This window comes from Gloeomargarita sp. SRBZ-1_bins_9 (genome assembly GCA_039794565.1).
Taxonomy (GTDB): Bacteria; Cyanobacteriota; Cyanobacteriia; order Gloeomargaritales; family Gloeomargaritaceae; genus Gloeomargarita.
This window is the reverse complement of record JAUQVX010000001.1, coordinates 81,888-106,083: the sequence shown is the minus strand read 5'-3', so window position 1 is coordinate 106,083 and position 24,196 is coordinate 81,888. Positions and strand designations below refer to the sequence as shown.

At 60.3% G+C, this 24,196-nt stretch carries 25 protein-coding genes; 8 read left to right on the top strand and 17 right to left on the bottom strand.

Going from position 1 to position 24,196, the window contains the following annotated elements; genetic code table 11:
- Positions 1 to 58: 58 nt before the first annotated feature.
- The 4 genes from Q6L55_00595 to Q6L55_00580 form a co-directional block, all read right to left on the bottom strand.
- Positions 59 to 637: a class I SAM-dependent methyltransferase gene (locus tag Q6L55_00595; GenBank protein ID MEN9257214.1), complete on the bottom strand. Its 579-nt coding sequence runs from the start codon at positions 635 to 637 to the stop codon at positions 59 to 61.
- A gap of 96 nt (positions 638 to 733) precedes the next feature.
- Complete coding sequence (locus Q6L55_00590) at positions 734 to 1,489, bottom strand: TIGR00297 family protein (protein ID MEN9257213.1); 756 nt, start codon at positions 1,487 to 1,489, stop codon at positions 734 to 736.
- The gene (locus Q6L55_00585; GenBank protein MEN9257212.1) at positions 1,489 to 2,235 is read right to left on the bottom strand and encodes an SIMPL domain-containing protein; all 747 of its coding nucleotides are present in this window, start codon (positions 2,233 to 2,235) and stop codon (positions 1,489 to 1,491) included. The genes Q6L55_00590 and Q6L55_00585 overlap by 1 nt, the downstream gene beginning before the upstream one ends.
- Before the next feature lie 86 nt (positions 2,236 to 2,321).
- A complete protein-coding gene (locus tag Q6L55_00580) occupies positions 2,322 to 2,501 on the bottom strand; it encodes a DUF4278 domain-containing protein (GenBank protein ID MEN9257211.1) in 180 nt (59 codons plus the stop codon).
- Between the two features lie 215 nt (positions 2,502 to 2,716).
- On the opposite strand from Q6L55_00580, the gene Q6L55_00575 reads away from it, so the two are divergent.
- Both Q6L55_00575 and lpxD read left to right on the top strand, forming a co-directional pair.
- On the top strand, positions 2,717 to 4,483 hold the full coding sequence (locus Q6L55_00575) for an ARC6/PARC6 family protein (protein ID MEN9257210.1): 1,767 nt from the start codon (positions 2,717 to 2,719) through the stop codon (positions 4,481 to 4,483).
- 17 nt (positions 4,484 to 4,500) lie between these two features.
- A complete protein-coding gene (gene lpxD, locus Q6L55_00570) occupies positions 4,501 to 5,526 on the top strand; it encodes a UDP-3-O-(3-hydroxymyristoyl)glucosamine N-acyltransferase (GenBank protein ID MEN9257209.1) in 1,026 nt (341 codons plus the stop codon).
- 254 nt (positions 5,527 to 5,780) lie between these two features.
- Here the strand turns inward: lpxD and glmS are convergent, their stop codons facing one another.
- From glmS to cobA, 6 genes are all read right to left on the bottom strand, one after another.
- Entirely contained in the window at positions 5,781 to 7,610 is a 1,830-nt protein-coding gene (glmS, locus tag Q6L55_00565; GenBank protein ID MEN9257208.1) for a glutamine--fructose-6-phosphate transaminase (isomerizing), read from the bottom strand.
- 125 nt (positions 7,611 to 7,735) lie between these two features.
- Complete coding sequence (locus tag Q6L55_00560) at positions 7,736 to 8,215, bottom strand: CBS domain-containing protein (GenBank protein MEN9257207.1); 480 nt, start codon at positions 8,213 to 8,215, stop codon at positions 7,736 to 7,738.
- A gap of 30 nt (positions 8,216 to 8,245) precedes the next feature.
- Positions 8,246 to 9,322, bottom strand: a complete 1,077-nt coding sequence (gene cbiD / locus Q6L55_00555; GenBank protein ID MEN9257206.1) for a cobalt-precorrin-5B (C(1))-methyltransferase CbiD — start codon at positions 9,320 to 9,322, stop codon at positions 8,246 to 8,248.
- Positions 9,315 to 10,499 (bottom strand): 8-amino-7-oxononanoate synthase, encoded by a 1,185-nt coding sequence (locus Q6L55_00550; protein MEN9257205.1) that lies wholly within the window; start codon positions 10,497 to 10,499, stop codon positions 9,315 to 9,317. Before Q6L55_00550 ends, cbiD begins: the two co-directional genes overlap by 8 nt.
- A 3-nt stretch (positions 10,500 to 10,502) precedes the next feature.
- Entirely contained in the window at positions 10,503 to 11,729 is a 1,227-nt protein-coding gene (locus tag Q6L55_00545) for an SPFH domain-containing protein (GenBank protein ID MEN9257204.1), read from the bottom strand.
- A gap of 31 nt (positions 11,730 to 11,760) precedes the next feature.
- On the bottom strand, positions 11,761 to 12,477 hold the full coding sequence (gene cobA, locus Q6L55_00540; protein ID MEN9257203.1) for a uroporphyrinogen-III C-methyltransferase: 717 nt from the start codon (positions 12,475 to 12,477) through the stop codon (positions 11,761 to 11,763).
- 152 nt (positions 12,478 to 12,629) lie between these two features.
- On the opposite strand from cobA, the gene nadA reads away from it, so the two are divergent.
- Entirely contained in the window at positions 12,630 to 13,592 is a 963-nt protein-coding gene (gene nadA / locus Q6L55_00535; GenBank protein MEN9257202.1) for a quinolinate synthase NadA, read from the top strand.
- A gap of 43 nt (positions 13,593 to 13,635) precedes the next feature.
- Here the strand turns inward: nadA and Q6L55_00530 are convergent, their stop codons facing one another.
- The 4 genes from Q6L55_00530 to Q6L55_00515 form a co-directional block, all read right to left on the bottom strand.
- Positions 13,636 to 13,899 (bottom strand): Uma2 family endonuclease, encoded by a 264-nt coding sequence (locus tag Q6L55_00530; protein MEN9257201.1) that lies wholly within the window; start codon positions 13,897 to 13,899, stop codon positions 13,636 to 13,638.
- A 77-nt stretch (positions 13,900 to 13,976) separates the two neighbouring features.
- Positions 13,977 to 15,155 carry an LL-diaminopimelate aminotransferase gene (locus tag Q6L55_00525; protein MEN9257200.1) on the bottom strand — a complete coding sequence of 393 codons (1,179 nt, stop codon included), beginning with the start codon at positions 15,153 to 15,155 and terminating at the stop codon, positions 13,977 to 13,979.
- Between the two features lie 4 nt (positions 15,156 to 15,159).
- Positions 15,160 to 15,492: a thioredoxin domain-containing protein gene (locus Q6L55_00520; GenBank protein ID MEN9257199.1), complete on the bottom strand. Its 333-nt coding sequence runs from the start codon at positions 15,490 to 15,492 to the stop codon at positions 15,160 to 15,162.
- 34 nt (positions 15,493 to 15,526) lie between these two features.
- Entirely contained in the window at positions 15,527 to 15,931 is a 405-nt protein-coding gene (locus tag Q6L55_00515; GenBank protein MEN9257198.1) for a DUF2358 domain-containing protein, read from the bottom strand.
- Positions 15,932 to 16,090: 159 nt separating this feature from the next.
- On the opposite strand from Q6L55_00515, the gene Q6L55_00510 reads away from it, so the two are divergent.
- From Q6L55_00510 to Q6L55_00495, 4 genes are all read left to right on the top strand, one after another.
- Positions 16,091 to 16,690, top strand: a complete 600-nt coding sequence (locus Q6L55_00510; GenBank protein ID MEN9257197.1) for a hypothetical protein — start codon at positions 16,091 to 16,093, stop codon at positions 16,688 to 16,690.
- Positions 16,662 to 17,951 carry a 4-vinyl reductase gene (locus tag Q6L55_00505; protein MEN9257196.1) on the top strand — a complete coding sequence of 430 codons (1,290 nt, stop codon included), beginning with the start codon at positions 16,662 to 16,664 and terminating at the stop codon, positions 17,949 to 17,951. Before Q6L55_00510 ends, Q6L55_00505 begins: the two co-directional genes overlap by 29 nt.
- 3 nt (positions 17,952 to 17,954) lie before the next feature.
- Complete coding sequence (locus Q6L55_00500) at positions 17,955 to 18,287, top strand: hypothetical protein (protein ID MEN9257195.1); 333 nt, start codon at positions 17,955 to 17,957, stop codon at positions 18,285 to 18,287.
- Between the two features lie 88 nt (positions 18,288 to 18,375).
- Positions 18,376 to 20,133 carry an ABC transporter substrate-binding protein gene (locus Q6L55_00495; protein ID MEN9257194.1) on the top strand — a complete coding sequence of 586 codons (1,758 nt, stop codon included), beginning with the start codon at positions 18,376 to 18,378 and terminating at the stop codon, positions 20,131 to 20,133.
- On the opposite strand, the gene Q6L55_00490 is transcribed toward Q6L55_00495, so the two are convergent.
- Together Q6L55_00490 and dapB are read right to left on the bottom strand one after the other, a co-directional pair.
- Positions 20,130 to 21,176 (bottom strand): SUMF1/EgtB/PvdO family nonheme iron enzyme, encoded by a 1,047-nt coding sequence (locus Q6L55_00490; protein MEN9257193.1) that lies wholly within the window; start codon positions 21,174 to 21,176, stop codon positions 20,130 to 20,132. The genes Q6L55_00495 and Q6L55_00490 overlap by 4 nt on opposite strands.
- 2 nt (positions 21,177 to 21,178) lie before the next feature.
- A complete protein-coding gene (dapB, locus tag Q6L55_00485) occupies positions 21,179 to 21,997 on the bottom strand; it encodes a 4-hydroxy-tetrahydrodipicolinate reductase (GenBank protein MEN9257192.1) in 819 nt (272 codons plus the stop codon).
- Between the two features lie 117 nt (positions 21,998 to 22,114).
- Between dapB and Q6L55_00480 the strand changes: the two genes are divergently transcribed.
- Entirely contained in the window at positions 22,115 to 22,696 is a 582-nt protein-coding gene (locus Q6L55_00480; GenBank protein ID MEN9257191.1) for a GerMN domain-containing protein, read from the top strand.
- Here the strand turns inward: Q6L55_00480 and pyk are convergent.
- Positions 22,693 to 24,123: a pyruvate kinase gene (gene pyk, locus Q6L55_00475; protein MEN9257190.1), complete on the bottom strand. Its 1,431-nt coding sequence runs from the start codon at positions 24,121 to 24,123 to the stop codon at positions 22,693 to 22,695. The genes Q6L55_00480 and pyk overlap by 4 nt on opposite strands.
- Positions 24,124 to 24,196: the final 73 nt, after the last annotated feature.

The following is a 24,196-nucleotide window of genomic DNA, read 5'->3' as shown; positions in this document are numbered from 1 at the left end:
TTGCTCATCGTCGTTGGGTTTTACTATACCTTGCCCGCTCCCCAGACCAGGCCCTTTTTTAACCGGGTGTAACGCTGGCGGGGGGCCGAAAGGTCAGGAAATAGTGGTAGGGATAAACGGGGGCATCCTGGACCAGGACAAACCCCAAGCCGGTCAGGAGGTCGATCACCTGGTCTTTGGGTAGCCGGTCGACCAGGGGAGGACCCGCCGGGGAGGGAACCGGATGCCAATCGATCACATGCACGCGCGCCCGGGTGATGCGGCCCACCGCAGCCAGAAACGCCTGGGGCTGAAGCAACTCATGCACCAGGTTGGCGAGCAAACTCACATCCACACTTTTGTCGGGCAGGGGGATCGCCGTCTCCTCACATGGGCGCGTTTCCACATTGCCATAACCCTGGGCGACAGCTCGTTCGCGGCATCTCTCCAGCATCCAGGGGGAGCTATCGAGGGCATAAACCTTGTGCACCCGCTCCGCCAACGGCAGGGTGAAATAGCCTGGCCCACAACCTATGTCCGCCCAAACCTCCTGCGCCCGGGGTTGGGCCACCTGGAAAAAGACATCCAGGCTCTGCCAGGTTGCCCGTTCAGGACTTAATAGGGCTTGCCAATTGGTCTCCGGGAATTTGAAGGCCATCGGGAACCTAGGGACCGGTCAGTTTCGCGGGGTCTGTTCAATTGTGGCATACAGGGGGTTATCAGGGGTGAGGCCATGGTTGCCCTAAGGTCGCGGTTACATCAATCTGTCCCAGGCCAGCCCCAACCCCATGCTGAGCAAGGCCGCCGCCAGGGTATTGAGCACATTTACCCATTCATTGGTCAGCCAGGGGTAACGGGTTTGCCAGGTCGCCCCCACCCAGCTTTCCAACAAGTTGGCAACCAGGGCCGCCAGGGTGCAAATGGGGACGCCCGCCCCAGCCGTCAGACCCAGGCCATAGCCCACCAACGCCATCACCAGACCGGCCGCCAGACCCGCCAGCGTTCCCTCTAAACTCACCGCCCCTTCCGTTCCCCTGGGCACCGGTTGCAGCGTGGTCAACAGAATTGTCGTGCGTCCATAGGCCTTGCCGATTTCACTAGAAACCGTGTCGGCCAACTTAGCGGCAAAACTCCCCACAAACCCCAACTGCCATAGCCCTCTCCAGGCCGGAAACACCAGGGTAGCCAAGGCACACAGGGTGCCGACCGCCGCTGAACCCCAAACATTTTCGGGTCCCCGCGCCCCCCCCCGTTTTTCCGCGATGCCGGCCGCCGCTTTGTGCCCGTAGCCGACCTTGGTGACCACCGACCCCACCCCAAAATACACCAAAACCACCAGATAACCCCGCCAGCTCAAGGTCCCCCACAACAGCACCCCCAGCATCCAGGCATGCACCCAGCCCCAGCGGGTCAACACCGTCGGCGGCAGGAACAACCAGGGGGCAACCAGCACCGTGTTCAACAGAACGGCCTGCGCCCAGGCGTGGCTCCCCAACCAAGACAGCGGCATCAATCTAACCCAAAACTGACCGAGACCACCGCCGTAATGTCTTTTTCTTTAGAGGAGGTGTCGTAAATCCCGTAATCGCTCACCTCGGTGGAATAGCGGGACGTAATTTGAAACACCCCCGTATCCACATTACGGACTCGGCCCACGCGGCTGCCCGTTGCTCTGGCAATACTCTGGGCGCGATTTTGGGCATCCCGCACCGCCTCCGCCACCATCTCCACCCGCAGCTTCGCCAAATCCCTGTAGAGGTACTGGGGGGGGTCAGCAATGATGGGGATCCCCTCATTAATCAAATTATTGGCTCGATTGACCAGCGCCGTAATTTTGTCCATCGCTGCCGAACTCACCTTCACCCGCTGCACCAGCCGGTAAGCCAGGATACGGCCCGTGTCCCGCCCGTTGATGTTCTCCTGGAGGGGGGTGTTTTCCAAAGCCGCAAACACCACCTCCTCTTCCGGCACTCCCTCCTGTTGCAAAAAACGCCGGATGCGCTCGGTGTAGGTCGTCACCTGTCGGTAAGCCGTTTGCAGGGAAGGGTCCTGGCTTTCCACCCGAAACTGCCAGACAATGTAATCAGATGTGATCGCCCGCCGCGCTGAACCGGTCACCCGCATCACCTGGTTACCCCGCTGCAACCCCTGCACCGCCTCGGCCGCAACCACACTACTGATGACGAAGGCTACCGATAGAGACACTAGCCCCACCAGCACCTGGGGAAGCGGTTTGCCCTGTTCCTTGGTCTGCATAGATAGTTAACCCCGCCACCTTCCAGCATAAAATAAACCCCCGGTACAAAGCCGAGGGTTCCGCAAAACTTTACGAACTTATGGGCTTAATGGGAATAGGTCGCCCCCCGATAACGGAACTGCTGCGGCGTCCGCTGGGGTAATGGCACCTGCACCCGGTGGGTTTTCCAGGTCGCCCCCCGGTATTTTCCACCGACTTCCCCTTCGCTCACCGGCACCACCGACGGGTCGTGCTCATACACCGCACCGTGGAAATGGTATTGCATGGCCTCTGCCCTCCTGCTCAACCCAACTCCTGTCCAGACAGCTGTCTTTCTGTATCTAATTATACTGTTTATTCCGAAAAAATATGCTCTGGTGGGGTTGCGGGTGGTTAATTTTTGTGAACGAGCGGGTGTGATGCTGGTACTTGCTGAACGAGCAGGACCTACTCTAAAGTCGTGCTAGACTCCCCAAGGGCTGGGCGAGAGCAACGCTGGCGGTGGTACGAGTTGCCTTGGATTGCTATCGGGTCCTAGGTGTTCCGGCGCAAACGGCGGTGGAGCAAATCCATCCTGTGCTGGCTCAGCGATTACAGTCGGCGGTACGGCCTGACTATTCTCCCCTGGCGACCGCCGCCCGCCGTCGAGTCATCGAGCAAGCTTATCGGATTATCTTAGAGGCGAGCACGGCAGGGGATCAATCCGGGGAAAATACGGAGATGCCGGTCGCGCCGGTGGTGTGGGTGGAGGGGGAGGAATTGCCGGGGGCCTTGGCCTTGTGGTTGGAGTGGGGGGAGTACGAGCAGATTCTCAAAACCGGTCAGGCGGCTTGTCAAAACGGCATTCCCCCCAGCATTTACGGCGATACGGTGCTGACTATGGTGTTGGCCTATTTGGAACTGGGGCGGGAGCAATGGCAGCGACAGAATTACCAGCGCGCCGGGGTGTATCTGGAGCAGGGCTTGGCATTGTTACAGCGTACAGGGGGGTTGTTTCCCCATCTGTTGCAGGAGTTGCAGGTGGACCTGGCGCGGCTGCGACCCTACCGCATTTTGGAACTGGTGGCTTTGCCGTTGGAAGACGAGCCAGGCCGACGGGCAGGGTTGGCCCTTTTACAACAGATGTTGGATGAACGGGGGGGCATCGAAGGCACGGGTGATGCGGCAGCAGGCCTGGGGGTGGAGGAGGGGATTCGGTTTCTGCAACAGTTGCGGCCCTACATGACCCTGGCGGAGCAGTATGAGTATTTTGGGCGGGAGGCACGGCGACCTTCAGCGGTGGGGGCTTATCTGGCGGCGCAGGCGGCCCTGGGCTTGGGGGTGGTCCAGCATCAACCTCAGCGGATACAGGAGGCAGAAAATTGGCTGCGGTTTCTGCACCGGACCCAACCCGTGCCCTTGGAGTTGGCCGTGACTACCCTACTGTTGGGCCAAACGGAAACCGCGCTGACCTTTTGGGAGCAGTACATTGCCGGTGGGAACGTGGAACCCCCAGTGCAGGAGGTGCGCCGGGCAGCTCCCGACGAGCTGGTTGCCCTGTACCGCTATGCCCAGCGCTGGCTCCACCGGGAAATTCTCCCTTTTGCTCGGGGAGTAACGGCGGCAGCGCTCGCTATCCAGCGTTACTTTGATGACCCCCAGGTGACAGCAGTGCTAGAGTGCTGGCAAACTCCCGCAACAACTGCGCCGCCTCCTACCCCCTCCTTAGCCAGCAGCCCTTTCCGTTCCCGGCCTCGGTCCCGGCAGTCCCCTTGGCTGGTTACCAGTGGTGTGGTGGCGGTGACCACGGCGGTGGGTCTGGTGTGGTGGCTGCGTGCGTCCCAACCGCCCCGATTACTCATTACGCTCGAGCAACCGCCGGTGCCCATACCTACCCCGCATCCGCGTCCTACGCCGCCCACGGTGGACCTACGAGCAGCGGCATTAGAAACCTTGACCACCTGGCAGCGCATCAAGGCCCAGGCGTTGGGGGCGCAACGGGCGATTGACCAGCTTGGCCATATCCTGATGGACCCGGCCTTAAGCCAGTGGCGGCAACGGGCGCAGCAACTGCAAGCAGAAGGCATTGTGGAAACCCACACTCTCAAACGGCTGGAAATCGAGCACCTGCAGATGGGCAAACCGAAGGAAATGGTCGTGGAGGCACGGATCGAAGACCAGGTGCAGGTGCAAGGGCAGGACATGGGCCGCAGCACCTATCGCGCCCGTTACGAGTTGGTCAAAGGGGACTCTGGCTGGCGCATTCGCCGCATTTCCCTGCTGCGCTGAACGCTAAGATACAAAACATGTTGACTTTTCAGGATGTCCTGGCCCAGTTACCCGGCAGCGCCCAAGGGGGTGGTAATCCCATCCTTACGGGTATAGCCAGTGTTGCTGAAGCCAAAGCCGGGGAATTGACCTTTGTGGAGGACCGGCGCTGGTTACCTCAACTGCAACAGACCCAGGCATCAGCTGTTATTTTGCCCCTAGACCCAGAATTGCAGGCTATTGCGGAACAGCGGGGGTTGGCCTGGGTAGCCGTGCCTGACCCACGTTTGGCCTTCGCCCGGACCATTAGTTGTTTTTACCAACCGGCGTCTTTGCCCCCGGGTATCCATCCCACGGCGGTGATTGACCCGACGGCGCAACTGGCCCCAGGTGTCCGGGTAGGTCCCCAGGCGGTGATCCAGGCAGGAGCGGTGGTGGAGGAAGACGTGCAAATCGGGCCGGGGGTGGTGGTGGGACCCCAGGTGCGCATCGGCGCCCGCAGTATCCTATACGCCAACTGCACCGTGTATGAGCGCACGGAAATTGGGCCGGATTGCATCATCCACAGCGGGGCGGTCATTGGCAGCGATGGCTTTGGGTTTGTGCCGACGCCTGCCGGGTGGGTAAAGATGCACCAGTCGGGACGGGTGGTGATTGAAGCGGGGGTGGAAATCGGCGCTAACACCTGCATTGACCGGCCTGCTGTCGGCGAAACTCGCATTGGCCAGGGAAGCAAGCTGGATAATTTGGTGCACATCGGCCATGGGTGCCGGCTGGGGAAGCACTGTGCCCTGGCAGCCCAAGTAGGCTTAGCTGGCGGCGTCATCCTGGAGGACTGGGTGGTGTTGGGGGGACAGGTGGGGGCGGCCAACCAACTGCGGGTGGGGGAACGGGCGCAGGTGGCAGCCAAAAGCGGTTTGCATCAGGATGTACCGGCAGGGAGTGCCGTCGCGGGTTATCCGGCGATTCCGTTGCCCCTGTGGCGCAAGGCCATGGCCGTGGTCCAGCGGTTACCCGACATCTATCAGACCTGGCGGCAGCTGAAACGGGAAATGAAGGGATAGCTCGTTTCTTGCCAGTTGTTTCCCGAAAAAGTTAACCCTCTGCCAGCAACGCTGACTGGGTTTAAGCATGGGGCCGTAGTCCATCACCCCTGTTTGATGGGTCACCGGCGCGTCAATGTGTAAAGATTTGCGTCCACTACAAAAGCAGTACAAATCTCCAATCGCTGACAACTGGCGCTGACGCGTCAAACGCTCCCGCTGTCTGTCCCCACTTGCTACGGAAGTCTGTGGAAACAACAAAATGATTATTCCGCTTATTCCACCGTCACGGACTTGGCCAGGTTGCGGGGTTGGTCCACATCTAAGCCCTTCTGAGCCGCAATGGTATAGGCCAGAAGTTGCAGCGGGACAACGGTGACAAACGGTGAGAGCAACTCCGGCACATTGGGAACGGTCAGATTGACCTGAAACAGATCGGGAATCTCCAGGTTGGCAGCGGTGCCCACACCGATAATTTGCGCTTCCCGCGCTCGGGCCTCCTGCACATTACTAATCGTCTTTTCATAAACGCTCCCGGGCATGGCAATCGCCACCACCGGTACATTCCTATCTAACAGAGCAATGGGACCGTGTTTCATTTCGCCGGCGGGATAGCCCTCGGCATGAATATAGCTGATTTCTTTCAATTTCAATGCCCCTTCTAACGCAATGGGAAAATTGATCCCCCGCCCCAAATAAATCACATGTTGCACGTCCTGAAATTGATGCGCTACCTGCTCAATCACCGGCATCTGGCTCTCTAATATCCACTCCACATGGTTGGGGATTTGCTGTAAGTTGGTAAGATACAGTTCTTGCTTGTCCTGATCCATCAAACCCCGCTGGTGGGCCATGTCCAGCGCCAGTAGGTAAAACGCCAGTATTTGCGCGGAAAAGGTTTTGGTGGCCGCCACTCCAATCTCAATCCCTGCCCGGGTGTCAATCAAATAGGGCACCAATCGCCCCAGGGTGCTATCAGGCCGGTTGGTAATCCCCAGCAACCAGGGCGTACCGGTCAGGGTGCGACCGGCAACCAACGAAAGGGCCGCTAGGGTGTCCGCCGTTTCTCCCGATTGGGTAACACCGATGGTCAGGGTACGGGGCGTGTAGGGGGGCGGAGCATAGCGAAATTCGGAGGCATAGTACACATGGGTGGGTATCTGCGCGACCTGCTCTAGCAGATATTTCCCCACCAGACTGGCGTGCCAACTGGTGCCGCAGGCGACAATGTGAATTTGCTCCACCTGCCCGTATAACTCCTGCACTGGCCCTAGCGCAATGTTCCCCTCCAGTAAGTGGGACTCCAACCCCTGGCGCAACACGGCTGGCTGCTCGTGGATTTCCTTGAGCATGTAGTGCTTGAAGCCGCCCTTTTCCACCGCCAGGGGACTCCAGGTCAACCGCTGGGGATAACGCTGCACTCGTTGCCCAGCGAAGGTATAAACTTCTACCCCCAAAGGCGTCAGGCGGGCCAGTTCCCCGTTTTCCAGGGGCAAAAACGCCTGGGTATGGCTGATCAACGCCGCCGTATCCGACGCGCAAAAAAATTCCCCCTGCCCTAAACCCACCACCAGGGGCGCTTGCTGGCGAGCTAGGACAATTTCATCGGGGGCATCGGCGCTGATGGCGGCAATGGCAAAGGCCCCCTGTAAACGGGACACGGTCAACCGCATCGCCTCCAAAAAGGAGTGACCCTGGCGCAGGTAACAGCCCACTAGATGGGGAATCACCTCCGTATCCGTATCCGAGGTGAATAGGCACCCCTGGGCCGTCAGTTCCTCCCGCAGGACGCGGTAGTTCTCGATAATGCCGTTTTGTACCACAGCCACCCGCCGGTGGTTATCGGTGTGGGGATGGGCGTTGCGCTCCTCCGGTTTGCCGTGGGTGGCCCAGCGGGTATGGCCAATGCCGACATGGGCTGACACCGAAGGCAGTTGCGCTTGTAGGTTGTGCAATTTCCCGGCCGCCCGCAGTACGTGAATTTCGCCGTCGCCGAGCCAAGCGATGCCCGCCGAGTCGTAGCCCCGGTATTCCAGGCGGCGCAGACCCTCCATGAGAATCCCCAAGGCCGGTTGCAACCCCACATACCCCACAATGCCGCACATGGCACGCACCCCCACCCACTGTTAAGCCGATAGTATAGCGCGCTGCACCTCAAACGCGACCCTTTCCCCGGCAACAATACCGGCTGATTGGCTTGTGGGTTAGGATGAATAGGTCGTCTAGTCCCCTAGGATTCCGTCGGTTGGGCCATGTCCTCCGCCAACGCCCGTACAATATCCCCCCGGGTCAAAATGCCCACCACCCGGTTTTCTGAATTCACCACCGGCAAGCGCCGCACGTTGTGCTGGTGCATTTTGTGGGCGGCAACGGTCAAGGATGCCTCGGGATGAATGCTGATGGGATGGGGAGTCATGACATCGGCTACGGTCGGTCCGAGCACCTTGTGCAATTCCTGCCGGTAATGGTGCGGGTTTTCCAGCCAGATCACCGCATCCATGAACCAGAAATATAAAGGCGGACGCAAACCCTCTTGCCGGTGAAGAATATCCAGCGTGGATAACACCCCCACCAACTGATGCCGCTCATTGACCACTGGTAAACCGCTAAACCCCCGCTCCGCCAGGATTTGAATCGCCTCCTCAATGGGTGTCCGGGGATAGACCACCACCGGGTCGGGGGTCATCGCCTGGGCAACGGTCTTGGTCATGGATGGCGCTCCGTGCTCGTCATCAGCATCTTAGCGCAGGGACGGCAACCAGCGTTGAGCGCCGGGGGTTTGGGCGACCATCTGCCGCTCCCGATTGAACAACATCACCTCCAATTCCAGGGGTTGACCGCCGTGGGCCTGGAGATACTGCCGGGTGCGGTGCCGGATGTGGTCCAGGATCAGGTCGTACAGGGGTCGCACCTGCAGGGGCTGCACCTGGTGCAAGTACTGCATGGCCGCCTCCACCGTCGGTTGGTCGAGCAGCTTTTGCAACACCGGCAGGGGCAACCCCACCCGCACCCCACAGGCCACCAGGATTTCCAAGCGCCCGTCCGCCACATGGTGATGGGTGTGAAAAATCCCCCCCGCCAATTTGATCACCTTCCCGTAATAGCCCAGCAAAGTGACGCTCCGCAGCCCGAGCCACGCCGCCTCCACCAACAGTGGTCCCAACCAATTCCCCGTTTTCACCAAGACGGATTCGGGAACCCCCCAGGCGCGCGCCAAATCCAACCCGTTTTCCCCCACACAAAACACCAGGTCGCCCTGGGGAGCTTTGCGGCGCAACTCCTCCCGAAACTGTTCCAGCTGTTCCGGCGCACTCACTGGATGGGCTATCCCGCTGGTGCCCAATAGCGCCAACCCCTCCACCACCCCAAAGGCCGCGTTAGACGTTCGTTCAGCTAAGCGCCGCCCCTGGGGCAGGATGATTTCCACCCGTAGGGGTCGTTCGCTGGTCAGGTGATGGGCCAAAAGCTGGCGGGCATAGCGATAAATGGCGGCCTGTCCCGTTTCCCGATGCCACCCCACCCCATAACCCCCCACCAGGGTCAAGGGTTCTGCCGACGGCTCCCCCCAGGACACCAGCGCCCAAACCGGCGTATCGCGGGTCAGGTCCAAATTATCCCCCGGCTGGGAGCGGGTCATGGCCAGCACCGCCCCGGTGGACAAGGGCACCACCTGCTCAATGGGAACCGTCGCCTTGGTTGGGGGGTTGAGCAAATCCAACTCCACCTGGTCAAGCACCTCCTGGGTGCGTAGGAAGTGCAAAGCCGCCACCGCGCTGGCACAGGCAAACACCGGCAAGGTGTAACCCGCCTTAGCCATAGACCCCAGGAAATTGGCTCAAAACCGCCACCAACTGGGCAATGTGCTCCGGTGTATGGCTGCTCATCACCGACAGGCGCAACCGACTGGTGGGCACAGTAGGGGGACGCACCACCCCGGCCAACACCCCCGCCCGGAGCAGTTCCGGTTCCAACCGGGCCGCCGTGGCCGTATCCCGCAGGGGCAGGCAAACGATGGGGGATGGAACCGACGACAGCAGGGGCAATCCCGCCTGGGTTAACGCCTCCCGCAGGTGGTGGACATTGCGCCAGAGCTGGGCCTGTCGTTGGGGTTCCTGCTGAACAATGGCAATGGCTGCCAACGCGGCTGCTGTATCGGGAACCGAAAGCCCGGTGCTGTAGACCCAGGTGGGTGCCCGGTGCCGCAGATAGGCGATTAACGCCGCACCGCCAGCCACATAGCCCCCCATGCTCCCCAGGGCCTTGCTGCAATTGCCTACCTGGATTAGGGGCCGCCCTTGACAACCCGTCGCCACCACCCAACCGGCCCCCTGCGCCCCAAACACTCCATTGCCGTGGGCCTCATCCACCAGCACCATGCAGTCGTAGGCATCCGCCAGGTCCAGCAGCGCCGGCAACGGACAGGTGTCCCCATCCATACTGAACAGGCTTTCGGTGGCAATCAGGGCGCGGCGATGGTGCCGGCGATGGGTAGCCAGCAATTGTTCAAGGTGGGCCAGGTCGTTGTGGCGATAGGTGTACACCTGGGCCTGGCTTAACTTCGCTCCCTGTTGCAGACAACTGTGGTTGTAGGCGTCTTGGAAAACGGCATCCGGTTTGCCCACCAACGCCACCACCGTCCCCAAACAGGCTGCATAACCACTGCTAAAAACCAGGGCGTCCTCTGTACCTTTCCAGCGAGCTAGGGCCGTTTCCAGCTCCCGGTGCAACTCCCGCTGACCGCTCAACAGCCGCGAACCCGTCGTCCCCACCCCATAGCGCGCCATAGCCTGGGTTGCTGCCGCCACCAACCGGGGGTCCCCCGCCAACCCCAGATAGTCATTGCTGGCGAAGTTCAAAACGGCGCGATGCTCCATCTGCACCACCGGCCCTGGAGGACCCGTCACCGGTTTGAGCGTTCGTTGCCAGTGCGCCCGCCGAATCGTGGCCAGGGCTTCTTCTAGCCAGCGATAGGGGTGACTTTGGACAACCGCCATCCCTCAGGTCGTCTCCTCCGCCGGTGGAGCCATTTTAGGTAACAAGCGCTGGACATCAATCCCCGTGGCCGCCCGCACCTGCTCCCACCAGGCTGCCGTACTTGTGGCCGTTGCCGGGTCCAACACCGTCATCCGGTCCACCTGCACCTGGGGAACCGTCGCCGCCAGGGCCTGGAGCAGGGGTTCGAGCTTTTGGAGCAGGAAAATCTGCCGCGCCTGATCCCCCGCCTGTCGCCAGGTGGTCGCCAACTGCCGCATCCCTTCCACCAGGGCCTTGCCCTCCTCCACAATCTGGGCCGCTGCCGCTTGCGCCGCCTCCATCGCCTGTTGACATTGGGCCGCGGCTGGAGCCACCACATCCGCTTGGAGTTGTTGGCGCACCTGGGCAATTCGCTCCCGCTGTACCGCCAAATCCGCCTGCGCCCGGGCAATCTGCGCCCCCACTTCCGCCTGCACCTCCGCCACCAGGGCCTCCCGCCGGGTCAGGGCATCGCGAATCCGCCGTTGCACCTCCGCCTCCACGATCTGCATCTCGGCGTCCAATTGGGCAAAGACCGTCAGACGGGCATTTTCCGCCGCTTGGATAGCCGCCTGGGCCTGGGCCTGGGCTTCAGCAATCCGGGCATCCCGCAACAATTCCGCCCGCTGCTTGCGCCCTATCGAGTCCAAATACCCCACATCGTCGGAAATGTTTTGAATCTGGAGCGTGTCCAGCACCAGCCCCAACTTCCCCAAATCCTCCTCCGCCTCATCCTGCAGGCTGCGCACAAAGGCCAACTTATCCTCGTTGACCTGCTGGGGCGTCAGACTCGCTAGCACCCCCCGCAAATTCCCCTCCAGGGTTTCCTTGGCGATGCGTTTAATTTCCTCCCGCGTTTTGCCCAGCAGTCGTTCGATGGCGTTGTGGATGATGGGTTCCTCGCCGGCAATTTTGATATTGGCCACCCCCTCAACCCGCAGGGGAATCCCCCCCTTGGAATAAGCCCCCACCACCTTCAGCTCAATAATCAAATTGGTCAAATCCAGGCGCAACACCCGCTCAAACAAGGGCATACGTAGGCTGCTGCCGCCTTTGACCAACCGGTAGCCCACCCGTCGCCGCAAAGAGGGCACCCAGCGCGTGGTTCCGGCAAAAATCAACACCTCGTTAGGCTGGCAGATGTAGTAGAGATTGCGCACCGCCGCCACCACAATCACCAGGGCAATCGCCAGGATGACTAAAAACTCCATAGCTCCCTTCCCAACCGGTCGGTTGTCCTGATCATAGCGGTTCGGCGGCAGCCGCTTCTCCGACTACGATCACCGCCGGCGCTCCCACCCCCGCCTGGGCCACCACCTCCCCAATCGTCGCCAGGGTTCCCCGCACCCGCCGCTCCTGGGGCCAAGTCCCCCACTGCACCACCTGCACCGGCGTTTGCCCATCTCGGCCAGCCGCCATCAACTCCTGAACAATCTCCCCCAAATGGTGCATCCCCATGTAAATCACCAACGTATCCGCCCCCTGGGCCAAAGCCGTCCAATTGACCGGCGGGCGCGTCTTGTCCACCGCCTCGTGACCGGTCACCAGGGCCACACTGGAGCTGTACTGCCGATGGGTCAAGGGCAACCCCAGAGCCAACCCCGCAGTAATGCCGGGCACCACCTCCACCGGAATCCCCGCCTGGTGCAGCGCCGCCACCTCTTCGCCTCCCCGCCCAAAAATAAACGGGTCCCCGGCTTTGAGCCGCACCACCCGCTCGTACTGCTGTGCCTTGGTCATCAGCAACCGGTTAATTTCCCCTTGGGACCAACTGTGCCAACCCCGGTACTTACCCACAAAAATTCGCTCCGCCCGGGGATTGATCATCGCCAGGATGGGGGGACTGACCAGGGCATCATAAATCACCACATCCGCCAACTCCAACAGCGTCTTCCCCTTGAGCGTCAGTAAACCGGGGTCCCCCGGACCCGCCCCCACCAAATACACCCGACCGGTCATGCCACCTCAACCCCAACCCGGATTTTTCAAATGTACTATATCCCGACCGACATTTGCGACTTTTTTTTTTAGATTTCTGTCACCCGCGCTCCCATTTTGGTAAGATCAACTATAATGCAACAAAGCGTTACAAACGATACAGGAGTCGGCCCATGTTTTTGCCGGTGCAGGAGACGGCATTGCCCCAGGACCTAGTGGGGGCGATTCAGGCCTTGAAGCGGGAGTTAAACGCCGTCATTTTAGCCCATTACTATCAGGACTCCCAGGTACAGGACGTGGCCGACTATGTGGGGGATTCCTTGGGGTTATCGCGGCAGGCGGCCCAGACCAAGGCCGATGTGATTCTGTTTGCCGGGGTGCATTTCATGGCGGAGACGGCCAAAATTCTCAACCCCGACAAGCGAGTGTTATTGCCGGATTTGGCGGCAGGGTGTTCTTTAGCCGACAGTTGTCCCCCAGACCAATTTGCGGCGTTTAAGGCCCAGTATCCCGACCACCTGGTGATTTCCTACATCAATTGTTCGGCGGCCATCAAGGCCATGAGCGACATTATCTGCACCAGTTCTAATGCCGTGGCCATCGTGCAGCAGATTCCCCCAGACCAGCCGATTCTGTTTGCGCCGGACCAAAACCTGGGGCGCTATGTGATGAAGCAAACGGGGCGGGAGATGGTGCTCTGGCCGGGCAGTTGCATCGTCCATGAAACGTTTTCTTATCAGGAATTGGTGAAGTTGAAGGTGCGCCATCCCCAGGCCCTGGTCATTGCCCACCCGGAATGCGAAGCGCCGGTGCTGGAGATGGCCGACTATATTGCTTCGACCACCGGGTTACTCAAGTACGTCCAGCGCAGCGACGCCCGGGAATTCATCGTGGTCACCGAACCCGGCATCATCCACCAGATGCAAAAAGCCGCCCCGGACAAGGTCTTTATCCCTGCCCCTGCCAACAACGGCTGCGCCTGCAACCAGTGCCCCTACATGCGCTTGAACACCCTGGAGAAGGTCTATCTGGCCCTGCGGGATGGGCAACCGGAAATCACCGTCCCGGAAGACATCCGCCAAAACGCGCTCGTGCCCCTGGAACGCATGCTGGCCATGAGTACCGGCATTGGCTAGGGAACGGGACTAGGCGTTCGGCCAGCTGGGAGATGCGCCATCCCTAGACAAGCAGCTCGGTGACGGGACAGGCGAAACCCGGCAACAGGGGCGATGGGAGCCTGTCCTGGGGGTACAGGGTCACGGTCAACTGCCAGGTCCGTTCAGTGCGGCGATAAACACTCACCTGTCGGCTTAGCCAGTCCACAATCCAGTACGCCAGCACCCCACGGGATGAATAAAGTTTTAATTTCACCTGACGGTCGCGACAGCACCTCCTCCACCCAATCCGGCGCTCCCCGCCAGTGACCCGCTGCGTGTTGCCCATGGGTGCGCGGGTCACCAGCAACTCCCCATTTCACGGCAAGTAGGCCAGGTCCGCGCTGCACCAAGCCAGGGAAGCCCTCATGCCCCCATCCCCAACCAATGCGCCATGCGGTCCACTGCTTCTTGCAACCGCGCCGGGGGATGCACCAATGCAAAGCGCACATAGCCCTCCCCCCCCGGACCGAACCCGGCTCCCGGCGACGCCGCCACTCCCGTTTTCTGCACCAAGTGCTGACAAAACTCTAACGACCGTTCCGCCCAGGCCGGGGGCAACGGCGCCCAGATATACATCGTCGCCTGGGGAACCGGCACCTGCCAGCCCATGCGTTGCAACGCCGCCACAAAGGCATCCCGCCGTTCCCGGAACGTCTGCACCATCTTCCGCACCCCCGTTTGGTCCCCCAGCAGCGCCTGCGCCCCCGCCCGCAAAATCCCCGCGTACTGGTTGAAATCAATCACTGCCTTGACCCGCCGCAGCGCCAGGATCAGCTCTCGATTGCCGATGGCATAGCCCAGGCGAAACCCCCCCATGTTGTAGGACTTGGAGAGACTAAAAAACTCGATACTCACCCGCTTGTCCCGGTCCGCCTGCAACACCGACGGGGGCAACTGTTCCCCGAACACCAAATCCGCATAGGGAAAGTCATGGCAGAGCACCAGGTCATAGTGCCGGCAAACGTCCACCGCCGCCTCAAACACCGCCAGGTCCGCCATTGCCGTTGTGGGGTTATGGGGATAGGACAACACCAGCAGCCGCGCCCGACGCCATACCGCCTCAGGAACTTGACCCAAATCCGGCAAAAACCCCTGGTCTGCCCGCAAACGCAACGGGTACACCTGCCCCCCCGCCAGGGCCACTCCCCCCGCATGGGACGGATAACCCGGGTCCAGCAAAATGGCGTAATCCCCCGGATTGAGGACCGCCAAGGGCAAATGGGCTGTCCCCTCCTGGGAGCCAATTAGGGGCAAGACCTCCGTTTCCGGGTCCACTGGCACCCCATAGCGCCGCTCATACCAGGTGGCTGCTGCCCGGCGAAACTCCCGCGTGCCATGAAACAGCAAGTACCCATGGGTGCGGGTATCCTGCAGGGCCTCGGCAATCACCGCCAGGATGTCTGGGGGGGTGGGCAAATCCGATGACCCTAGCGACAGGTCAATCACATCCATTCCCTGGGCCGCCGCCTGGGCCTTGGCCTGGTCCATATCGGCAAACACATTGCGCGTCAGGGGCGCCAGTCGCTCCGCCAGTCGTACCATGGACCTACTCCGCCAGATGCTGGGTCAACGCCTGGGTCAACTTGGCTGGATTGAGCACCCCCTCGTGGCGCCAGACCACCTCCCCCCGGCGAAACAGCAACAGGGTGGGAATGCCCGTCACCTGGTATTGCCTGACCGTTGCCGGGTTCTCATCCGCGTGCATCTTCACCATTTTTAGTCGTCCCTGCCACTGGGGGGCCATCTCAGTCAGGATTTGGGTCATCAAGCGGCAAGGGCCACACCAGTCCGCCCACACATAGACCAACACCGGTTCTGTCGCCTGCTGGACCTCTGCCGTAAAGGCCTCCTCCCGAATTGCCACCGGCCCTGCCGTCATAAACCGTTACCCACATCACCAACCGTCCTAAATGTTATTGTCGGCGATGGGGGCGCTGGGATGCAAACGGCCAATGTTGGCGCACCAGGTCCCAACGGGAGCAATCCCAGTAGTCAATTTGTTGCCCAATTAACCCCTGCTCATTCAGGGTCAGTTCGCTGCGGCCGGTAACGCTCACCCGGGGTTGCCAGGGCAAAGGCGCCGTCCACCGCATCGTCCAACGGGTGTGGATCACCGGTCCCTCCTGCCAGATGTCGTGCAACACCAGCTCAATATCCCGAAACCAGGTCGCCAAAAAGGCAATCATCCCGCGAAACTGCTCCCGCCCCCGCACCCGCATCACGGGATCAGCAAAAACCAGGTCTTCCGCGTAAATGTCGTAGGTTTGGTCGCGGGGAAACCGGGCGTAATCCTCCCGCAACGTCGCCAGCACGTCCATGGCTTTAGCAGCGCTATCCCAACCCCTACTCTAGCACACCGCCGCTAAGGTTAAGAGAACCTTAAAAAACCAGGCTATAGCCCGGCCCCTATTGACCTTTCCTTTACTACAACCTTATAGATTCAAATTTCGTATTTGTTGCAGTTGCGGAGGTAGGGAATGGCTCGCAGTTTAGAGAGCGTGTTGCAACAGCATGTAGCGGGGTTACCGGGGCTGCTGGCGGTATTGATCGGGCGCACAACCGATGACCGGACCCTAGCCGAAATCAATTACGACCCGGAGGCGGTGGCGGATATCCATTCCCTAGGGGCTTATGCCAGTGACCTGGTGCGGACTAATGCACGGTTTTGTCAACTATTTGACCCCCAGACGACCGCCGACTACATCCTGGCGGGGTCCGGACGGATTCGCCTACTGGTGAGAGCGTTTCCCCGGTCGCCCTACTTTGTCCTGATGATGACCCGGGCGACTACGGAACTGAAGCTGGTGACCGAGCGGTTAAAAGCCATCCTGATCGACGCGCAACCCCTATTGCCGGACCCCACCGACCAGGTCAAGTCCAGGGCCCAGTTATTGTTGGACTACGCCCGGCGCTATGCCCCCGACCCTAACTTTGTCCTGTTGCGTTTGTCCCTCAAGACCGGTTTGCACCCGGACAAGTTGGCCAAGGGACATTTAACGGCCAATGAGGTACGTCTTCTGAGCCAGGGGGTCAAGGAGTTACTGGGGGTTGAACGGCTGCCTATTGCCGTTGAATAAGTCGGCAGGAGGGAAACCCATGCTCGAGCAACTGATTGTGGACCGTTCCCGCAAGTTGGTGGGTTTGTTTGGCGAACCGGTGATTTTCCACTGCCACCACTACAACCTCTTTTTGCAGCAAACGATTGAAGACCCGGCCTGGATCGACGGGGTGACGATCCTACGCCAGTCAGCCCAGGAGATATTTTTCAGCCTGTTGCAGGGGGCCTTTGGGAAGCTAGGGGTCACCCAGGCGGTCCAACGTTGGCAGGTGGCCCGGCAACTGTTTAGTTTCTTGGGATTTGGGCAAATAGACGGGGACATTTCTCCCCAGGGGGCCGACATTGAACTGCGCCATTCCCACTACGCGCAAGGGTGGCTGGGCAAGTATGGGGCAACCCTTCAGCGGCACAAACCCATTGACCACGTGGCGGTGGGCTATGCTGCAGCGGCCTTAGATGCCATTTATGGGTCCCTGGGAGATTACCAGGCCGAAGAAACCCAGTGCCAGGCGGTGACCCGGGGGGACCACTGTGTGATTCGGGTGCAACCGGTTGCGACCCGCCGCCCCCTGACCCCCAGTCCGGGTATGGGACGCATCATTGACCAACCGGCGTCCATTGCCCGGGCCAAGACCTCGGTAGACTACGAAGCCCTGAATGAAACCTTGTGGGGCTTACCGTTGGCGGGGGATGAGCAGGGGCAGATTCGGGCGTTTAATGTACTGCTAACCCGGATGCCGGCGAATTACTACAACCGCATTCAGTACCGGTTTCTGGATGCCCTACGGGCCGTGAATCCTGCCCTGGAGGAAGTCGGCTGCGAACTGCTGCGGGAATCCGGCCACGTGTGCGTGTTTTATACCTTCGGCAACATCATGGCGTCGGTAGAGTGGGAAAGCCTGGTGCAGCCCCTGATCCAAAACGACACAGACTGGATTCACGGGGGCTATGCGGTCGCCAGCAGTCTGGGGTGGGGCCGCTGGGAACTGGTAGAAATTGCCAGTGACCAGTCCTGTCGGGTGGTCATTGACGGCAACTACGAGACCAACTACTTCCTGGCTACCTATCCCCAGAGCGCAACGGGGGCCTGTTTCTTTGCCCAGGGTGCCGTACCGGCCCTGATGAACCTGGTCTATCGGGGTCACATTGCCCAAAAACCGACCCTGGACGAAACGCTTTACAACAATCTCTTCCGGCGGGGCAACTGTTTCCGGGGCCAGGAGGTGCGCGCCCGGGAAAAGGGTGACCCCTGGTGTGAATTCATTGCCACAGCCAACTGAGCCATGCAACTACACCTGCTCCAACGACGGGAGTGTGGGGGAGGGTGGGCGATGGATGTGGTTTTACCCCGTCCCCTGACCCTGGCGGAACTGGTCACCCTGGCAACGATCGGGCAGGGCACCTGTCGGGTGTTTGGCACCTTGGTGTGGATGGACCTGCCGCAGGGACGGCTAGTGGCTTCGACTGTGGCTCCGCGTTTGACCTTACGCCTGCGCCGGGGACAGGATGTCGTGCTCAGCTATCTCCAGACCCTGCCAACCGAGACGTCCGTTGGGGACCTGGCCCCAGCAGCCCTCGCCGCCTCCAGCGTCTCTCCGGGCAATTCGGTTCTTTAGGTATGGGCCTTGATGCCTACAGCTATGGCCTACACCGGTGCCGTGCCCGTGCTACCATGTCCCCACACCAAGACTTCTGAACCAGGGGATGGTTGGGCTGTCACGCCGGTGGTTAATGACGCGGCTAGGAAGTCTGCCCATTGCTGTTGGGCTTACCGGTTGCAGCCTGCGGCAACCTACGGCGCGGGTACCCCAGTTGGTCCTAGCTACGCCCGCTGGACCGGCCACCTTTAACTACCCATTGAACACCTCCTTCTACAGCGTATTTGGGTTCATTTACGAAGGACTGTTGCAAACCAATGGCCTCACCTTGGCGTTGGACCCCGGCTTGGCTGAGTCCTGGGACATCAGTCCTGACAAAAAGCGCATTGTGTTTACCCTGCGGGAGAACCTGCGTTGGTCGGATGGGGCGCCTTTGACCGTTGAGGACGTGGTGTTTTCCTTCCGCGATGTCTATCTCAACCCCCAGATTCCTTCTGGTATTCAGGACATTTTGCGCATTGGCCAAAGCCGGGCCTTTCCAACGGTACGTGCCCTCAACAACCGGCAGGTGGAATTTCGCATCCCCGAACCTTTCGCCCCGTTTTTGCGGTTTGTGGGGGGTATTGCCATCCTACCGGCCCACCTGTTGCGACCCGGCATTGAAACCGTAGACGCCCAGGGCAATCCCCGGTTTTTGTCCATGTGGGGCATTGACACCCCGGTTGAGCAAATTGTGGGTAATGGTCCCTACGTCATGGAGCGCTTTACGCCGGGGCAACGGGTGGTCTTTCGCCGCAATCCCTACTACTGGCAAAAAGATGCCCAGGGCCAGCCCCTACCTTACATCGAACGCATCATCTGGCAAATCATTGAATCCACCGACACACAGCTGCTGCGTTTTATGTCCCAGGAGTTGGACGCGGTTGAAGTGGCTCCTGAGGCCTTCCAACTGCTTAAAAAAGAAGAAAAACGCCGTAATTTTACGGTCTACAATGCCGGTCCGGAAACCCTGAGCACCTTCATTGCCTTTAACCTAAACCGCGCCCGCAACGCCCAGGGAGTACCGCTAGTAGACCCGGTGAAATCCCGCTGGTTTAACAATCGCAACTTTCGCCAGGCGGTGGCCTATGGGATCAACCGAGAGCGCATGAAAAACACCATTTTTCGGGGGCTAGGGGTGCTGCAGGATTCCCCCATTCACCCGGCCAGTCCCTACTACTACCAGGGCGTCAAGCGCTACACCTACAATCCCCAAAAGGCGCGGGAGTTGCTCCAGGCGGCAGGTTTTTCCTGGGACGTCCAGGGGCGGTTGCGGGATGACCAGGGCAATGCGGTGCGTTTCACGTTGCTGACCAATATCGAACGCCGAGTTCGTCCGGCCATGGCTGCCCAGATCAAACAGGATTTAGCCCAACTGGGGATGCAGGTGGATATCCAAACCATGAGCTTTAATGCCTATGTGGAACGGTTGAACAAAACCCGGGATTGGGAGTGTTATTTGGGGGGATTTGGGGGCGGTGGCATTGACCCCCACAGCGGCTTTAATATCTGGTACAGTCGGGGGAGCTTGCACACCTTTAATCAAGGCCCCTTGCCGGGACAACCCCCCTTGAAGGATTGGTCCCCCAGCGATTGGGAGCTGCGAATTGACGACCTGATGGTGCGGGGTTCCCAGGAAATGGATGAAGATAAACGCCGGGCCATCTATGCCGAATTCCAACAACTGGTGCAAGAGGAATTGCCGTTTATCTATCTGGTGAATAACTTGAGCTTGCAGGCGATTCGCAATCGGGTCAAAGGGATTGCGTTTTCGGCCCTGAGCGGCCCCTTTTGGAACCTGCCCCACCTGCAACTCGAGGACTAGTCGGCCCAACGGAATCCGGCAAAAATCTGGCGCACTCCCGGTAAATACCAGTTGCGAAAACTAGGCCGTTTTAGGTAGGGATGGGTAGCCCAACTGCCCCCCCGCAGCACGTAATGATGTCCATCGAAATAGGCCGCCGAGTAGCCCTGGTAGGGATAGGGGGCGAAATGGGGATAGGGGGCAAAGGGGGAGCAGGTCCATTCCCAAACCAACCCCCGGTAGGGCAACCCCTGGCGTGCCGCCGTTTCCCACTCCCATTCCGTCGGCAACCGTTTGCTGATAAAGCGACAATAGGCCTCCGCTTCGTAATAGCTCACGCCGCAGACCGGTTGCCGGGGCGATGCCGGTTGCTCGTACACAGGCCGGGTTACTTGCTCCTGTTGCAGCCACGCCCAGCCCGCCTCCGACCACCAGCGTTTTTCCCGATAGCCACCCGCTTTGATAAAGGCCTGAAATTCCTCCTGGGTCACGGGGTGGGCGCTGATGCGCAAGGGACCCACGGTTTGGGTGTGGGGGGGACGTTCATTGTCCAAGGCGGCGATGTCGTCACTGCCTACGGTAACCGACTGACAGTCCAGCTCCCAGGGCGTCGAACATGCGTCGATCTCCGGCAATGGTGGCGGTAAATTGCCCTGGAGCGCCCGCAGCAGGCAAATGGTTTCCTGGTGTTGCATTTCGTGCTGCACCACCCAGTACCACAGGCGCCGGTTGTCTGGCGTGACGTGGGTGAGCTGGGCCAGGACCTTCTCCCGGATGGTCTGGACATAGGTCAGGAGAACATGGCGGGGGGGCAAAAGGCGGCTGCGTTCGGCTTTGGGGTAACCATCTGCCCGAAACAGGGGGGCCAACTCCGGATAGGGTAAAGGCTCACCCAATAACCACAGGGCTTCCGTGTAGGCGATATGGCCCACATGCCAGCCGATGGGACTGAAATCCGGGTGCACCTGCTGGACCCACTGGGCATCCGTCAGGGGGGCAATCAAAGCTAGGGTTTTTTCCCGGCAGTCGGTGTAGAGTTGCCGCAGTTGCTCAACAGCCACCATGCCTAATCCAGGATTTTTTCCAGGCCGTAGACCAGTTGCTTGAGTTGGCGTACCTTGCGGATGGCCAGCAAAACACCGGGCATGTAACAGCGGCGGTCCGTAACGTCATGGCGCAGGGTGTAGATTTCGCCGGGCGCCCCAAACATAACTGCCTGATGGGCCAGCAACCCCGGTAAGCGCACGCTGTGGATGCGGATGTTTTCTGGACCGATACCCCCGCGTACACCAGCAAGGGTTTCCGTTTCTTCAACTTGGGGGGGGTTGTAGGTTTTGCCCATCTCGGCCAGCATTTCCGCCGTTTTCAAGGCCGTACCGCTGGGGGCGTCAGCTTTCTGGTTGTGGTGCAGCTCGATGATTTCCACGTGTTCAAAGTAACGGGAGGCCTGGATCGCCGCCTGTTGCAACAGCACCATGCCGATGGAAAAATTAGGAGCAATAATGCAACCGATGCTGGCTTTGTCGCAAAACTCGGCCAAGTCCTGGATTTGCTCGGCGCTCAGGCCCGTTGTGCCCACCACCGGATAGACCCCGTAGGCAATGGCCGCCCGCACATTGTCATACACGCTGCGGGGATGGGTAAAGTCCACCATCACGCCCGGCTGTTTTTCCTGGGCCACCAGGGCGCACAGGGACTGCAAATCGGACGTAATGGGCACTTCCAGTTCTCCGATTCCGGCGACCACTCCTACATCTTCCCCCACCCGCTGGTGGTCCACCGCCCCCACAAGCACCATGTCCGAACTGGCGGCCACTGCCTGCACCACCTGACGTCCCATGCGCCCTGCCGCGCCAGTCACAATCACCGGAATGCGCTCATTCATAACTTATCTGCTTTCCCCTTCCCCCCTCTGGGCTATTGTAAAGGCACCTGGAGCCAGGGGAAAACGTCGTCAGGGGTGGTTAGGGCACAATGGAAGAAAAACGGGAGTTACCAAACGATGAGGCGCTCGGTGCAAGCGGGGAAAAAGCGGCGGTGGTGGCCCTGGGTGCTGGCTGCTTCGGTGTTGGTCGGCGGGGTGGGGGGGGGTAGTCTCTGGTGGTTCCAGCAGGCCCGTCGCCCAGAAACAAAACCCTTTGTGGTCACGGCGGAGCAACCCCGGCTGTACTGGCTGCAGGTGCGACAGGGGCAAGAGATGTTGGTAAGCGACCCCCTGCCCAACGCCCCCAAAAACGACCCGGCAGCGGCCCTGCGCCAAGCTCTGAACCTGTTGCTGAGTACCCCCAGCGGCGACCGAGTTAGCGCCATTCCCCCCGGCACCCGGCTGCTGGGACTGGAGATTAAAAATGGGGCGGTGTACGTGAATCTCTCCCGGGAGTTCACCAGCGGCGGCGGCAGTTATTCCGTCATCTATCGGGTGGCCCAGGTCATCTACACCGCCAGCAGTTTGAATCCCCAGGCCCCTATCTACCTGCAAATCGAAGGTCAGCCAGCCCCCCCCATCGGTGGCGAAGGTCTGGTTGTGGATTACCCCACCACCCGCCGCCAGTTTGCCCAAGACGCCGGGCTGCCCTTGCTCTAGCCCTGGATGGTGTGGATTTTGAGAAAGTTGGTGGTCTGGGCCTGACCGAAGGGAATCCCCGCCATTACCAGCACCTTGTCCCCAGGAATCACATACCGCCGCTGGAGCAAATCCCGTTCCATCTCCCGGAGCACCTCCATCACGTTGTCCGTAAACCAGCGGGTCAGCACCGGGCGGACCCCCCAGTACAGGCTGAGTTGGTTGTAGATATGCTTGTGGGGCGTGTAGGCCACGATGGGTTTGCGGGGCCGTTCAGCAGACGCCAACCGGGCCGTGCGACCGGAGTTGGTAAACACCACAATGCAGCGCAAATCCAACGTGTCCTCGATGGCGTGCATAGCTTCGGTAATGGCGTCCACATCCTCACTTTGGTTGGCCGGATAGTTGGCAAAGCGGGTCGCCGGCTCCACCTCCATAGCAATCCGGGCCAGCATGCGCACCGCCTCCACCGGATAGCGCCCCACCGCCGATTCCCCCGACAACATCACCGCATCCGTCCCGTCCAGGATAGCATTGGCCACATCGCTGGCTTCCGCCCGGGTGGGCCGGGGGTGGTGGATCATACTCTCCAGCATTTGAGTAGCTGTAATCACTGGCACGCCCCTTTGGTTGCACAGGTGAATGATGCGCTTTTGGATCAGGGGCACCTTTTCTGGACTCATTTCCACCCCCAAATCCCCCCGGGCCACCATCACGGCGTCGCACTCGGCAATGATGGCCTCAATATTGGCCACCGCCTGGGGTTTTTCGATCTTGGCCAGCACCGGCACATGGGCCCCCCGCTCCTGGAGCAGTTGCCGCAACTCCCGCACATCCTCTGGCCGCCGCACAAAACTCAAGGAGACGCAATCTACCCCGTGGGCCAAGCCGAACTCCAAATCCCGCTTGTCCTTTTCCGTCAGGGCCGGCAGCCGCAGGTTCAGCGTGGGGAAATTCACCCCCTTGTGGCGGTGCAGCGTCCCCCCCTTAACGACCGTGCAGTGCACCCGCTGGCCCTCCACCCGTTCCACCCGCAGCTCCAACAACCCGTCATCGAGCAGCACTGGCGTTCCCGGCGTCACCTCCTCCGCCACGTGGGGATAATCAATGCCCACCGTCTGGGGTTGGCCGTCCTGCGTCCCGACCGGCACCAGCGTCAACGGCATCCCCTCCGTCAGCGGCAGCCCCTCCGACGGCAGGTCCCCCACCCGAATTTTCGGCCCCTGCAGGTCCTGAAGCAGCATCAAAGGCAAATCTAATTCCGCTGCCGCTGCTCGCAAATGTTCGATGCAACGGGCGTGGTCCTCGTAGGTCCCGTGGGAGAAATTCAATCGGGCCACATTCATCCCTGCCTGGAGCAACTGACGGATCATTTCCGGGGAATTGCTCGCCGGACCCATCGTAGCGACGATTTTGGTGTGGTGAAGTAAAGGCCTGATGGGTTCCATCGCTAGCTCCAGGGGGGGCCAATTCACTGCTAAACTAACACAGCTTTTGCGCCATGGCAGCCGGTTTAGGGCA

What these genes read in the sequence shown, in the direction of transcription:
- Q6L55_00595 (MEN9257214.1), bottom strand. Translation starts at nt 637, where the DNA reads ATGGCCTTCAAATTCCCGGAGACCAATTGGCAAGCCCTATTAAGTCCT.
- Q6L55_00590 (MEN9257213.1), bottom strand. Translation starts at nt 1,489, where the DNA reads ATGCCGCTGTCTTGGTTGGGGAGCCACGCCTGGGCGCAGGCCGTTCTG.
- Q6L55_00585 (MEN9257212.1), bottom strand. Translation starts at nt 2,235, where the DNA reads ATGCAGACCAAGGAACAGGGCAAACCGCTTCCCCAGGTGCTGGTGGGG.
- Q6L55_00580 (MEN9257211.1), bottom strand. Translation starts at nt 2,501, where the DNA reads ATGCAATACCATTTCCACGGTGCGGTGTATGAGCACGACCCGTCGGTG.
- lpxD (MEN9257209.1), top strand. Translation starts at nt 4,501, where the DNA reads ATGTTGACTTTTCAGGATGTCCTGGCCCAGTTACCCGGCAGCGCCCAA.
- glmS (MEN9257208.1), bottom strand. Translation starts at nt 7,610, where the DNA reads ATGTGCGGCATTGTGGGGTATGTGGGGTTGCAACCGGCCTTGGGGATT.
- Q6L55_00560 (MEN9257207.1), bottom strand. Translation starts at nt 8,215, where the DNA reads ATGACCAAGACCGTTGCCCAGGCGATGACCCCCGACCCGGTGGTGGTC.
- cbiD (MEN9257206.1), bottom strand. Translation starts at nt 9,322, where the DNA reads ATGGCTAAGGCGGGTTACACCTTGCCGGTGTTTGCCTGTGCCAGCGCG.
- Q6L55_00550 (MEN9257205.1), bottom strand. Translation starts at nt 10,499, where the DNA reads ATGGCGGTTGTCCAAAGTCACCCCTATCGCTGGCTAGAAGAAGCCCTG.
- Q6L55_00545 (MEN9257204.1), bottom strand. Translation starts at nt 11,729, where the DNA reads ATGGAGTTTTTAGTCATCCTGGCGATTGCCCTGGTGATTGTGGTGGCG.
- cobA (MEN9257203.1), bottom strand. Translation starts at nt 12,477, where the DNA reads ATGACCGGTCGGGTGTATTTGGTGGGGGCGGGTCCGGGGGACCCCGGT.
- nadA (MEN9257202.1), top strand. Translation starts at nt 12,630, where the DNA reads ATGTTTTTGCCGGTGCAGGAGACGGCATTGCCCCAGGACCTAGTGGGG.
- Q6L55_00530 (MEN9257201.1), bottom strand. Translation starts at nt 13,899, where the DNA reads ATGGGCAACACGCAGCGGGTCACTGGCGGGGAGCGCCGGATTGGGTGG.
- Q6L55_00525 (MEN9257200.1), bottom strand. Translation starts at nt 15,155, where the DNA reads ATGGTACGACTGGCGGAGCGACTGGCGCCCCTGACGCGCAATGTGTTT.
- Q6L55_00520 (MEN9257199.1), bottom strand. Translation starts at nt 15,492, where the DNA reads ATGACGGCAGGGCCGGTGGCAATTCGGGAGGAGGCCTTTACGGCAGAG.
- Q6L55_00515 (MEN9257198.1), bottom strand. Translation starts at nt 15,931, where the DNA reads ATGGACGTGCTGGCGACGTTGCGGGAGGATTACGCCCGGTTTCCCCGC.
- Q6L55_00510 (MEN9257197.1), top strand. Translation starts at nt 16,091, where the DNA reads ATGGCTCGCAGTTTAGAGAGCGTGTTGCAACAGCATGTAGCGGGGTTA.
- Q6L55_00500 (MEN9257195.1), top strand. Translation starts at nt 17,955, where the DNA reads ATGCAACTACACCTGCTCCAACGACGGGAGTGTGGGGGAGGGTGGGCG.
- Q6L55_00495 (MEN9257194.1), top strand. Translation starts at nt 18,376, where the DNA reads ATGGTTGGGCTGTCACGCCGGTGGTTAATGACGCGGCTAGGAAGTCTG.
- Q6L55_00490 (MEN9257193.1), bottom strand. Translation starts at nt 21,176, where the DNA reads ATGGTGGCTGTTGAGCAACTGCGGCAACTCTACACCGACTGCCGGGAA.
- dapB (MEN9257192.1), bottom strand. Translation starts at nt 21,997, where the DNA reads ATGAATGAGCGCATTCCGGTGATTGTGACTGGCGCGGCAGGGCGCATG.
- Q6L55_00480 (MEN9257191.1), top strand. Translation starts at nt 22,115, where the DNA reads ATGAGGCGCTCGGTGCAAGCGGGGAAAAAGCGGCGGTGGTGGCCCTGG.
- pyk (MEN9257190.1), bottom strand. Translation starts at nt 24,123, where the DNA reads ATGGAACCCATCAGGCCTTTACTTCACCACACCAAAATCGTCGCTACG.